Origin of the sequence: Elioraea thermophila (ex Habib et al. 2022) (assembly GCF_003336755.1) — a bacterium.
Taxonomy (GTDB): domain Bacteria; phylum Pseudomonadota; class Alphaproteobacteria; order Acetobacterales; family Acetobacteraceae; genus Elioraea; species Elioraea thermophila.
On sequence record NZ_QMDI01000003.1, the window covers coordinates 1 to 11,596 of the forward strand.

Here is an 11,596-nt window from a genome sequence, read left to right on the forward strand (position 1 = left end):
CCTGCGAGCGGGTCGGCGACGGCCTGGCGGCGGCGCACATCATCGCCCGCCCGCACGCCGAGGTGGAGCAGATCCTGCCGAAGTCTCCGGTCGCTGACGGGCAGCCGCCCGTTTCATGACGGGCGCTGTCACGCTGCTGGATGGTCGAGGCGAGGCGGTGAGCGACATCCCGGAGGGCTGGTCGGTGATCGGCCGGGGCGGCAGCCTGTTCCGCCGCTTCGAGTTCCCCAACTACGCCGCGACCTCCGCCTTTCTCGATCGCCTGGCGAAACTGTCGGAGCAGACCGGCCGCTACCCCGATCTGAACTTCGCCTCCCGCCACGTCAACGTCACCATTCACCTCGAAGGGCAGGGTGATGAGGCGGCGGCGGAAGCAGCGCGGTTCGCCCTCGCGGTGGCGGCCCTCCTGGAGGGGGAATCGTCGTGACGGGGGGCTCGAAGCGAGGCGGGGCGACCGGCAAGGCAGGCGCTGGTCGCCGGGCATCGGGGCCCACGACGGCGGCCGACGCCACGGCGCTGGCTGAGCGGATCGAGTCCGCTCCCGCCGCCCCGCCGTCTTCTCCTCGGCGTTCGGCGGCGATCGGCCCGGAGGTCTGGCCGGACTGACCGCCGGGTCGGTCCCGCGGGCAGGGCAGCAAGGGGGAATCGAGCGATGTCCACGCGCTGGCCGCGCCCCCTGATCGACGCCGGTGTTGCGATCGTGCGGGATCAGGCCGGGAAGGTCCTGCTCGCCGAACGTCAGGCCTTCCAGCTTTCTCCCGGCTTCTGGGAACTGCCGGGCGGCAAGATCGAGGACGGGGAGACGCCGGCGCAAGCTGCGGCGCGCGAACTTGCCGAAGAGGTGGGGCTCGAGGCTCTCGCCCTCGTGCCCTTCGCGGTTCACGAGCACCTCTTCGCCACCCGGCGCATTCGCCTGCACCTCTTCCTCGTCACCGCTTGGCGCGGGACCGCGCAGGGGCGGGAAGGTCAGCGCATCGCCTGGGTTGATCCTCGCTTCCCGGAGGTCGGGCCGATCCTGCCGTCGAACCTGCGCGTGATGGCGGTGCTCGGCCTGCCGCCGGTGATCCTCAGTACGCGCGCCGGCCCGCACGCGATGGACGCCGCGTTGGCGCTTGCGCCGGCTTTGGCCGCCGCCGGCCGCGCCGCCCTTCTGGTCGACGAACCCGAGCTCGCTCCGGCGCCACGACGCATGCTGGCGCGTCGCCTTGTCGGGCTTGCGCGCGGTGCGGGCGGTGTCGTGCTGGTGCGGGGGGATCTGCAGGCGGCAATCCAGGCGGGGGCCGCCGGGGTGGCCGATATGCCCGACCGTCTTCCGGTGCCGACGGCGCGCGCCCCGTTTCTCCGTTTCGCGACCTGCGCCTCCGCTGCCGATGTCGCGGCGGCAGCGGCGGCGGGAGCGGATGCCCTGCTGATCGACGCTCCGACGGAACGCGCGCTCGCTTGGCTGCATGGCCTGCCACCCTGTCCGGTCTTCCTGCGCGACGGTCCGACTGCGGGGATGGAGAGCGCTGACGGGCGGCGCCTCGGCGCCTGGCACACGCTCGCCGAGGTCGCCTCATCGGGCACGGCTTCGACCGTCGGGCACGCAAGCGGCCAGCGGCGGCAAGCCGCGGCCTGAGAGGAGGGAGGGATGCTCGAGGCGGCTGCGCGGAATCTGCTCGATCCGGCGATCCTCTTCTTCGTTCTCGGCGTCGTCGCCGGACTGATCCGTTCCAATCTCGAGCTTCCCCAGCCGGTCACGAAGTTCCTCAGCCTCTACCTGCTGGTGGCCATCGGCCTGAAGGGTGGTACCACGCTCGCTGTCGAGGGTTTGTCGACGTCGGGGGCGCTCGCCGTTCTCGCCGCGCTGATCATGGCGATCCTCGTGCCGATCTTGACGTTCCTGATGCTGCGTCGGCTCGTCGACCCGTTCAACGCCGTCGCGGTCGCCGGCACCTACGGCTCGGTCAGCGCGGTCACCTTCATCGCCGCGCAGCAGTTCCTCACGAAGAACGGCATCCCGTTCGGCGGCCACATGGCGGTCGCCATGGTGCTGATGGAAACGCCAGCCATCATCCTCGCCGTGATGCTGGCCAGCGTGCTGCGCGCGAAGACGGCGCCGGCCGCCCAGTCCCTGTCCGCGGCCGTGGTGCAGGACGAGGTCATCCCGGCGCTGTCGCTCCGAAGGACGATCTACGAGGCGGTCGCCTATGGCGGTCATGTTCTTCTGGTCGGCAGCCTGATCATAGGCGTCCTTGCCGGCGCGCAAGCCCAGGAGCAGCTGAAGCCGCTGTTCGCGGACCTCTTCAAAGGGATCCTTGCGTTCTTTCTCCTCGACATGGGCTTGGTCGTCGGCCGCCAGTTCGGCGAGAAGGAGTTCCGCCTCGAGCACGTGCTGACCGCCTTCGCGCTGATCGCGCCGATGGTCTACGGCTCGCTCGCGCTCCTCCTGGCGCGCGCGTTCTCCCTCGCACAGGGCGATGCGGTGCTGCTCGCCGCCCTGTCGGCTTCCGCCTCCTACATCGTGGTGCCCGCCATCCTGCGCTATGCGGTGCCGGAAGCGCGGCCGGGCATCTACTTCACCATGGCGCTCGGGCTCACTTTCCCGTTCAACATCATCGCGGGAATCCCTCTCTACCACGCGATCTCGGAGCTCATGTGGCGTTGACGAGCCACGCCCCGGCGGGAATGGCGGGAGAGGCGAGGAGGACTTACCCTCAGGGCCTCTTTCCTGGCGGACGTGCAAGGAGCCGGCGATGCGCCCCCTCGAGAACAAGAAACTCCTCACCCTGATCGCCCCGGTCGAACTGCAGCGCCTGCTCATCGACACGCTGAAGCGGCGCGAGATCGGCGGCTACACCCTCGTTCCCTGCACCGGGGCGGGCACGACGGGGCTGCGCTCGGGCATGCTCGGGGTGGACAGCAACGTGCTGATCTATGTGATCATGTCGGAACAGCGGCTCGAGCGGGTGCTCGAGGACATCGATGCGCTGATGCGCGGGGGGTACCGTGTGAAGGCGATCGTGCAGGACATCGCGATCATGCCGCGCAAGGTCACGGCCCGCGGCATGGAAGGGGTGGAGTGAGGTCAGGCTTTCGTCCGGCGCCCGCGGCAGGCTTTCCGCCTGGTCCTCGGCCTGCCGGGGCGGTCAGGACCATCGACGGCTTCGACCTGCACCCCCGCTGCGGGCAGCTGGCGGAGGGAGTGGGATTCGAACCCACGACACGGTCGCCCGTGTACGCGCTCTCCAGGCGCGCGCCTTAGACCACTCGGCCATCCCTCCCGATGCGCGGACAATCGCAGCGCCGACGCCAGCCGACAAGGGCCCTGCACGCGGCCATGGCTTGCCTGGCGGCGCAAAACCGCTCCCTCCCCCTTCGCGGGCCCCTTCGCTTCGGCTAGTGTCCGCCCCACATAAGCGAAAACGCCGGGGCGGTCCCGGTTGCCGCCATCCACTTCGGGACGGACGAACACGCGATGGGTACCTTCAGCATCTGGCACTGGCTCGTCGTCTTGCTGGTCATCCTGCTGCTGTTCGGCAGCGGCAAGATCAGCGGGCTGATGGGAGACCTCGCCAAGGGGATCAAGTCCTTCCGGCAAAACCTGAAGGACGAGAAGGAGGAGACGACGACCGCCGCCGACGCGCAGGCCAAGCCTTCGGGTACCCTGCCGGGCCCCGAGACGCAGACGGCGGCCCGTCAGGCGGAAGCGGCCTCGTCTTCGGCGCCGCGCAGCTGACAGTCGCCGCCACTGACGGAGGCGCCGCCACGCGGCGCCGGTCCGGCTTGGCCGTTCCATTGACGTCCGCTCTGCCATAGTCTCCGGCCTCACGCCGCCGCGAGCACGCACGCCGCTCTGGCTGCCGGCGACGCTGCCCAGCTGGAGCACAAGGGGGGACTGGATGGCACAGGCGACTGCCCAGGACCGCGACGAGGCCAACCGCATCCTGGAGCTCGAAGCGCCGTCCCTGCGCCGCCGCCTGGACGGCCTTCTCGCCTCCGCCTTCCGCTGGTTCGGCATCGCGTTCGTCGCCTTCCACCTTTGGGTCCTGCTCGTCTCGCCGATCGACCCCACGATCGGCCGCCCCATTCATGTCTTCCTCGGCGCGGTGCTTGGGCTCGGGTTGTTTGCCGCGCACAAGCGGGGGCGACCCGACCGCATTCCCTGGTACGACTGGCTGCTGATCGCCGCTTCGGTCGCCGTCGTGGCGCACTTCGTCCTCGATGCGGATGGCATCGAGATGCGTTCGTTCCTCGGCCCGAACTGGCGCGACACCGCGATCGGGCTCGCCGCGCTGCTGATCCTCCTTGAATTCGCGCGGCGCACGGCGGGGCTCGCGATGCCGATCATCGCGCTCGTCTTCATCGCCTACGTCTTTGCCGGCCCCTGGCTGCCCGGTGCGCTCTATCACCGCGGCGTGCCGTGGCGCGAGGCGCTGAACTTCCTCATCGGCACCGAGGGAATCTTCGGCATCACCACCTCGGTCTCCGCCACCTTCATCATCATGTTCGTCACCTTCGCCGCCTTCCTGCAGACCTCGCGCGCGGGCGACTTCTTCAACGACCTCGCCATGGCGCTCGTCGGCTGGTCGCGCGGTGGTCCGGCCAAGGTGGCGGTGGTGGCGAGCTCCATGTTCGGCACCGTTTCCGGCTCGTCGGTCGCCAACGTCGTCGCCTCGGGCACCTTTACCATTCCGATGATGAAACGGGCTGGCTACGATCCGGACACTGCCGGTGCCGTGGAGGCGACCGCGTCGACGGGCGGCCAGCTCGCGCCCCCCGTCATGGGCGCGGGCGCCTTCATCATGGCCGAGATCCTCGGCGTACGGTACACGGAGGTGTTGATCGCCGGGATCATTCCGGCCCTGCTGTACTACGTCGCCTGCTTCATGCATGCCGACCTGCATGCGCTGAAGGCGGGGCTCAGGGGCTTGCCGCGCTCGGAACTGCCGCCGCTCGGGGCCTTGCTGGTCAGGGCCTACCTGTTCGCTCCGCTCGCCATCCTGATCGCCACGCTCTTGTCCGGCTACTCGCCGTTTCGCGCTGCGGGCCTTGGCATTGCCGCCACCATCGTGATCATGGCCGGAACGTTCCTCGCCCATCGTCTTTTCCTGCAGGGCGAAGGCGTGCTTGCCGCCGTCGGCGGCAGTGTGCTGCAGCTCTGGGAGGCGATCTGCGAAGCGCTGTGGGTCGGCGCCCGCGAGGCGCTGCAGCTCATCGCCGTCTGCGCCACGGCCGGCATCGTCGCCGGCGTGATCGGGCTGACGGGGATCGGCGGCCGCTTCGCCACCATCCTGCTCGAGCTCGGAAGCTCGATGCCGGTGCTCGCCCTCACGTTTGCAGCCGTCGTCGCCCTCATTCTCGGCATGGGCGTGCCGACCACCGCGGCTTACGCCATCGCCGCTGCCGTGGTCGCGCCGGGGCTGATCCGCATGGGTGTGGAGCCGCTCGTCGCCCACATGTTCATTTTCTACTACGCCGTGCTGTCGGCCATCACGCCGCCGGTGGCGCTCGCATCCTTCGCCGCTGCCGGGCTCGCTCGCGGCAACCTGTGGGGCACCAGCCTCACTGCACTCAAGTTCGGCATGGCGACGTTCATCGTTCCGTACATGTTCTATTTGAACCCCGCCCTGCTGGCGCAGGGGCCGCTGCTTGCCGTCGCCCAGGCCTTCCTCACCGCCTTCCTTGGCGTCGTGTTGCTGGCCTGCGCAACCGAGGGCTGGCTGGCCGGGCGTCTTTCCCTGCCGCTGCGCTTTGCGTGCGGCGCCGCCGCGGTGCTCTGCATCATTCCCGAAGGCTACACGGACGTCTTCGGCGTCGCCCTCGGTGCCGCCATCGCGCTGTGGCAGCGTGTCCGGGCTTCGCGAGCGCTTGCCTGACGCTGAGCGGTTGCCTGGCCAAGGGCGGGCTGGCAGGGTCGCGGCCGACCGATGGAGTGGCGCGAGCAAGCGATGCGGAGCCCAGACCCGCCGGGCACGGCCCAGCGCGAGCGCAAGCGCGCATCCGACCTGCTGCTTGACCTTTGCCGCGCTTGGCCCGCCGAGCGGATCGCCATCGGCGACCTGCTGAGCGCCCTTGGCGACCGTGGCTACGGGCTGCTCATGCTCGTGCTCGCCCTGCCGAACCTGATCCCGGCGCCGATCCCCGGGCTGTCGGGCGTGCTGGGGACCCCGATCATCCTGCTCGCGCTGATGATGCTGGCGGGTTACCCCCAGCCCGTGCTGCCGAAGGTGATCCGCGAACGGAGCGTCCCACGCGCCGCCCTCGAGGCCGTGATCCTACGCGCCAAGCCGTGGCTCGCCCGGCTTGAGGCACGGGTCCGTCCCGGCACGCTGCCGCTGCCCAACCGCACGGTCGAGGTGGTCGCCGCGGTCCTGCTGTCCATCAACGCCACCTTGCTCGCCTTGCCCATTCCCTTCGGCAACCCGGCACCGGCGCTTGCCATCGTGGTGATGTCGGTCGCGTTGATCGAGGCGGACCGGCGCCTGTTCGTGGTCTCGATCGTCGTGCTGCTGCTCGCGATCGCCATCGACATCGCCATCGTGCTTGCCATCGTGGGCCTGGGCGCGCGGCTTCTCGGCTACGTTTGAGCCTGCTTTCGACTTTCGGAAGACAAAGGCGCTTCGCTAGAAGGCGGGGCAGTGAGGGATGAGCGGGGGCCCGGATGATCACCACCTATCGCGTCGAAGCCGGCCAGTTGATCGTCGGCGAAGCTTTGCCCGCGTTGGCCTACGCGCCGGCCGCGCTGCCCGATCAGCCGCCGCCGCCACCCGCCCTGCCGGTGTGGATCGACCTCCTGCAACCGACGGAAGCCGAGGAGCGGCTGGTGGAGCGGCTGATCGGCGCGGAGTTGCCGACGCGCGAGGAGCAGCAGGAGATCGAGGCCTCGTCGCGCCTCTATCGCGAAGGCGATGTGCTCTTCCTCACTGCCCCCTTCATGTACGGGTCGGAGACGGGGGAACTCGGCTCGGCGGCGATCACCTTCGTGCTCACGAGCCAGACTCTGGTCACCGTGCGCCACGCCACCCCCAAGGCCTTCGGTATGTTCGCCGCGCGGGCGCAGAAGAACCCATCGATGCTGACCACCTCGGACGGGGTGATGCTCGGCCTGTTCGAGCATGTGGTCGATCGCTTGGCCGACATCCTCGAACGCGTCGGGGCGGAGATGGACCGCCGCAGCCACGCCGCCTTCAAGCTGGCGAAGAGTCGCGAGACGGCCTCGGCCAAGGACGCCGCGTTGAAGGATGCGCTGATCGCGCTCGGCCAGGTGGGTGAGACAACGGCGCGCGCCTCCGACACGCTGGTCGGGCTCTCGCGCATCCTCGCCTTCATAGCCGCCGAGAAGGAGACGGCGATACGGAAGGAGAACAAGCCGCGCATCAAGACGCTGGCGCGCGACGTGCGGGGCCTGCAGGAGCACGCGCATTTCCTCAACGAGAAGGCGACCTTCCTGCTCGATGCGGTCCTGGGCCTGATCAACATCGAGCAAACGGCGGTGATCAAGACCTTCTCGGTGGTCGCGGTCGCATTGATGCCGCCGACGCTGATCGCCTCCATCTACGGCATGAACTTCCAGTTCATGCCCGAACTGGAGTGGGGGATCGGTTATCCCCTGGCGCTGGTGCTGATGATCGTTTCGGCCGTGTTGCCCGTTCTCTACTTCCGCCGCAAGGGCTGGCTGTAGTCGCGCCGCCGGATGGCAGGACTGGGAACGTGCGGTCGAGAGCGCCCCTCAGCTTCGCATCAGCGCGCGCACGTGCACGGTGGCGCATTCGCGAAGCGCGACGAGATCGTATCCGCCTTCCAGGATCGAAACGATACGCCCTCCGCACAGCTCATCCGCGAGCTCGACGAGCGCGCGGCTGAGCCACGAGAAGTCGGCCGTACGCACCTGCAGGGTGGCAAGCGGGTCGCGCTCATGCGCATCGAACCCGGCCGAGAGGATGATCAGATCGGGCCGCCAAGCGCGCACCGCCGGAATGATCGCGTCTCCCCACGCGGCGCGGAACTCCGGCCCGCCGGTCAGTGGGGCGAGCGGCACGTTCAGCACGTTGTCGGCGACCCCGCGTTCGTGCGGATGCCCGGTACCGGGGAAAAGCGGCATCTCGTGGCTCGAGGCGTAAAAGAAGTTGCCGTCGTCCTCCAGGATCGCCTGGGTGCCGTTGCCGTGATGGACGTCGAAGTCGAGCACTGCCACCCGCTCCACCCCCCAGCGCGCCCGCGCATGATGCGCCGCGATCGCCGCGTTGCAGAACAGGCAGAACCCCATCGGGCGCGCAGCCTCGGCGTGGTGGCCGGGCGGGCGCGTGGCGCAGAACGCCGCCCGCGCCCAACCCTCCATCACCGCATCGACGGCGGCGACCGCGGCCCCGGCCGAACGCAGCGCCGCTTCGCGCGACCCTGCACTCATCACCGTGTCGCCGTCCAGCATCACGCTCTCGCCGATCGGCGGGGCGATCGAGAGGATCCCCTCGACATAGCGCTGCGGGTGGGCTCGTGTGAGCTGCTCCACCGTCGCGCGCGGCGCCTGCTCGCGGGCGAGGGTGGCGAACTCCTCCGCCTCCAAGGCCCGCTCGATGGCGCGGATCCGATCCGGCCGCTCCGGATGGCCGGGACCGGTGTCGTGGTCGAGGCAGGCCGGATGCGTGAAGAGGGCGACCGTCATGCCGAACCCTCAGCGGAGCGTCCGCGCTTCTGGATGACGAAGGACCACACCCCTTGCGCCTCGCTCACCGCGATCAGCGCGTGCCCGGTCGTTTCGCAGTAGTTGCGGAAATCCGCCACCGACGCCGGGTCGGTCGCCAGCACGCGCAACCGTGCCCCATCGGGTAGGGTGCGCAGCGCCTTGTTGGCGCGCAGCACGGGCAACGGGCAGGTGAGGCCCTTGAGGTCGAGGGTCGTTTCCTCCATGCCCCGATGGTGCGCAGCCGCTGCGCGCTCGGCAAGCCCGGCGTCTTGCCCCCGACCTCCAGGCCGTGGCACCTCGGTACGGGACGACGGGCTGAACCGCCGCACGGGGAGGACCGATGGACTTCGCTTTGCCGGCCGAACTCGAGGAGCTGCGTGCGCGCATCGCCCGCTTCGTCGACGAGCGGCTGATCCCCCTCGAGGCCGACCCTGCCTCCTACGACGCGCACGAGAACCTCGCCCCTCCCTTGCTGGCGCGCCTGCGGGAGGACGCGAAGCGCGAAGGGCTGTGGGCCTTGGCGATGCCGAGGGCGCGCGGCGGCGGGGGGCTGTCGCGCGTCGGCATGGCGGTCGCCTACGAGGAGATGAACCGCTCCATCTTCGGCCCCGTCGTGTTCAACGCCGCCGCACCGGACGACGGCAACATGCTGCTGCTGGAGCGCATCCTGCCCGAGGAGATGAAGGAACGCTGGCTGCAGCCGATCATCGACGGCCGCGTGCAGTCGGCCTTCGCGATGACCGAGCCCGACGGCTGCGGCTCCGACCCCTCCCTCACCTATACCCGCGCCGAACGCGCGGGCGACGCCTGGCGCATCACCGGCCGCAAGTGGTTCATCACCGGGGCGGAGAACGCGAAGATCTTCATCCTCATCGCGCGCACCTCCGAAGATGAGCGCAAGGGCCTCACCGCCTTCCTGTTCGACGCCGAAAGCCCCGGCTGGTCGATCGTGCGGCGCATTCCGATCATGGGCCCCGAAGAGCACGGCGGGCACTGCGAGCTCGTCTTCGACGGACTGCTCATTCCGGACTCGCAGCGCCTGCTCGGTGTCGGGGACGGGCTGAAGGTGACGCAAATCCGCCTCGGCACCGCGCGTCTGACCCACTGCATGCGCTGGCTCGGTCTCGCGCGCCGCTGTCTCGAAATCGCGACCGATCACGTGGCGCGCCGACGGTCTTTCGGGATGACGCTGATCGATCGCGAAAGCGTGCAGGGCCTGCTTGCCCAAGCCGCGATGGAAATCGAGATCGGCCGTCTGCTCGTCATGCGCGCGGCCTGGGCGCTCGATCAAGGGAGTTTCGCGCGGAAGGAGATCTCGATGGCCAAGGTGGTGGTGGCTGATGCGCTGCACCGCGCGGCGGACACGGCGCTCCAGCTCCTCGGCGCCAAGGGATACTCGAAGGACACGCCGGTGGAGTGGATCTACCGCTACGCCCGCCAGGCGCGGCTTGTCGATGGCGCCTCGGAGGTGCACCGCATGGTGCTGGCAGGCTTCCTGCGCCGGGAAGGGAGGCACTTCTTCGCCTGGGGAGCACGCCGCGATGGATGAGGGGCGTCGCGAGCGCCTGCGGTCGTGGCTCGCGCGGGCGGCCGACGACGCCGGCCTCACCATCACCGCGCTCGAGCGGCTGTCCGGCGGCGCCATACAGCAGAACTGGGGTCTCACCGTGCGCCGCGGCGACGGGCGGGAGGAACGCTGGGTCCTGCGCACCGACAACCCGGCCACACTCGAGATGTCGCACGGGCGCAGGGAGGAATTCGCGCTGCTCCGTGCCGCCCATGCCGCCGGCGTGAGGGTCGCCGAACCGCTGTTCGCCTGCGACGATGCCGGCGTGATCGGCGCGCCGTTCCTCGTCATGCGCCGGGTCGAGGGCATCGCCGCGGCGCACCGCGTGGTGAAGTGGGACGCGGTGGGTGGCGGGCGCGAGGCCGCTGCGCGCGCGATGGGGCGGGAACTCGCCCGCATCCACAGCCTGCGCCCGGCGGGGGATGATCTCGCCTTCCTCGGCGTGCCCCCGGCCGACGCTTGCCTCGCCTTCTGCGCCGAACAGGAGCGCGCGCTCGATGCCGCCGGCCCGCACCCGATCCTGGAGTGGGGCTTGCGCCACCTGCGCCGCACCGCGCCCGGCCCCATCGCGGCCTCGCTCTGCCACAACGACTTCCGCACCGGGAACATTCTCTGGACGGACCAGGAGCTCGCGGCCGTGCTGGATTGGGAGTTCGCCGGCTGGGGCGACCCGCACGCCGATCTCGGCTGGCTGTGCGCCCGTTGCTGGCGTTTCGGCAATCTCGCCATGGAGGCTGGCGGTGTCGGCTCTCGCGCCGCACTGTACGCGGGCTATGTCGAGGCGGGCGGTGCGGCGCCCGATCCGGCGCGCGTCGCCTGGTGGGAACTCGCCGCCCATCTGCGCTGGGCGACCATCGCGCTGGCGCAAGGGGCGCGCCACCTCTCCGGTCGCGAGCCTTCGCTCGAACTGGCACTCACGCCGCACATCGTGCCGGAGCTCGAGTGGCATATCCTGCGCGAGGTGGCGGCGCGCGAGGCGGCCCTGGAGCGGGCGGCATGAGCGGCGTGCTCGAACGCCCCGACGCGGCGGATCTGCTCGCGATCGCGCGCGCCACCGTGCTGGAGGAACTCCTGCCCGCCTTGCCGGAGACGCATCGGCTGGCCGCGCGCATGGTGGCGAACGCGCTCGGCATCGCGCAGCGGATGATCGCCGTCGATCCCTCCCGCCTCGCGGCACTCGAGCCGCGCGCCGCCGCGCTTGGCGGGAGGGTGGATGACCCTTGGGCCGGGCTCTGCGCGCTGATCCGCTCCGGCGCTGCCGACCCGGGAAGCGAACGGCACGACGTCGTGGCCGCACTGCTCGCCGATCTCGCTCGGCTCCGATGCGAAACGAGCGCACCGAAGACGCTCGCGGGAGGATGACG

Annotated in this window: 13 protein-coding genes and 1 tRNA gene; 11 read left to right on the forward strand and 3 right to left on the reverse strand. The window is 70.0% G+C overall.

What is annotated here, in order from left to right:
• Positions 1–115 precede the first annotated feature (115 nt).
• From DWB05_RS07520 to DWB05_RS07535, 4 genes are all read left to right on the forward strand, one after another.
• A complete protein-coding gene (locus tag DWB05_RS07520; protein WP_114376610.1) occupies positions 116–427 on the forward strand; it encodes a 4a-hydroxytetrahydrobiopterin dehydratase in 312 nt (103 codons plus the stop codon).
• Between the two features lie 225 nt (positions 428–652).
• Complete coding sequence (locus DWB05_RS07525; protein ID WP_114376611.1) at positions 653–1,618, forward strand: NUDIX domain-containing protein; 966 nt, start codon at positions 653–655, stop codon at positions 1,616–1,618.
• A gap of 12 nt (positions 1,619–1,630) precedes the next feature.
• Positions 1,631–2,647 (forward strand): sodium-dependent bicarbonate transport family permease, encoded by a 1,017-nt coding sequence (locus DWB05_RS07530; RefSeq protein WP_114376612.1) that lies wholly within the window; start codon positions 1,631–1,633, stop codon positions 2,645–2,647.
• A gap of 88 nt (positions 2,648–2,735) precedes the next feature.
• Positions 2,736–3,065 (forward strand): DUF3240 family protein, encoded by a 330-nt coding sequence (locus DWB05_RS07535; protein WP_114376613.1) that lies wholly within the window; start codon positions 2,736–2,738, stop codon positions 3,063–3,065.
• A gap of 108 nt (positions 3,066–3,173) precedes the next feature.
• Here the strand turns inward: DWB05_RS07535 and DWB05_RS07540 are convergent.
• Positions 3,174–3,263, reverse strand: a tRNA-Ser gene (locus tag DWB05_RS07540).
• 194 nt (positions 3,264–3,457) lie between these two features.
• Here DWB05_RS07540 and DWB05_RS07545 point away from each other — a divergent pair.
• The 4 genes from DWB05_RS07545 (at position 3,458) to DWB05_RS07560 (ending at position 7,663) form a co-directional block, all read left to right on the forward strand.
• Positions 3,458–3,718: a twin-arginine translocase TatA/TatE family subunit gene (locus DWB05_RS07545; RefSeq protein ID WP_114376614.1), complete on the forward strand. Its 261-nt coding sequence runs from the start codon at positions 3,458–3,460 to the stop codon at positions 3,716–3,718.
• 163 nt (positions 3,719–3,881) lie between these two features.
• Entirely contained in the window at positions 3,882–5,858 is a 1,977-nt protein-coding gene (locus DWB05_RS07550) for a TRAP transporter permease (protein ID WP_114376615.1), read from the forward strand.
• 72 nt (positions 5,859–5,930) lie between these two features.
• Positions 5,931–6,569 (forward strand): exopolysaccharide biosynthesis protein, encoded by a 639-nt coding sequence (locus DWB05_RS07555; protein WP_157967125.1) that lies wholly within the window; start codon positions 5,931–5,933, stop codon positions 6,567–6,569.
• A 74-nt stretch (positions 6,570–6,643) separates the two neighbouring features.
• Positions 6,644–7,663: a magnesium transporter CorA family protein gene (locus DWB05_RS07560; RefSeq protein ID WP_114376617.1), complete on the forward strand. Its 1,020-nt coding sequence runs from the start codon at positions 6,644–6,646 to the stop codon at positions 7,661–7,663.
• A 48-nt stretch (positions 7,664–7,711) separates the two neighbouring features.
• On the opposite strand, the gene DWB05_RS07565 is transcribed toward DWB05_RS07560, so the two are convergent.
• Positions 7,712–8,644, reverse strand: coding sequence for a histone deacetylase family protein (locus DWB05_RS07565; protein WP_114376618.1), 933 nt, complete (start codon positions 8,642–8,644; stop codon positions 7,712–7,714).
• A complete protein-coding gene (locus tag DWB05_RS07570) occupies positions 8,641–8,889 on the reverse strand; it encodes a sulfurtransferase TusA family protein (RefSeq protein ID WP_114376619.1) in 249 nt (82 codons plus the stop codon). Before DWB05_RS07570 ends, DWB05_RS07565 begins: the two co-directional genes overlap by 4 nt.
• A 116-nt stretch (positions 8,890–9,005) precedes the next feature.
• Here DWB05_RS07570 and DWB05_RS07575 point away from each other — a divergent pair, with 116 nt between their 5' ends.
• From DWB05_RS07575 to DWB05_RS07585, 3 genes are read left to right on the forward strand one after another with little or no spacing between them, the layout of a single operon-like run.
• Entirely contained in the window at positions 9,006–10,214 is a 1,209-nt protein-coding gene (locus DWB05_RS07575) for an acyl-CoA dehydrogenase family protein (protein WP_114376620.1), read from the forward strand.
• Entirely contained in the window at positions 10,207–11,232 is a 1,026-nt protein-coding gene (locus DWB05_RS07580) for a phosphotransferase family protein (RefSeq protein WP_114376621.1), read from the forward strand. Before DWB05_RS07575 ends, DWB05_RS07580 begins: the two co-directional genes overlap by 8 nt.
• Positions 11,229–11,594, forward strand: coding sequence for a DUF6285 domain-containing protein (locus DWB05_RS07585; RefSeq protein ID WP_114376622.1), 366 nt, complete (start codon positions 11,229–11,231; stop codon positions 11,592–11,594). Before DWB05_RS07580 ends, DWB05_RS07585 begins: the two co-directional genes overlap by 4 nt.
• The last annotated feature ends 2 nt before the right edge of the window (positions 11,595–11,596 follow it).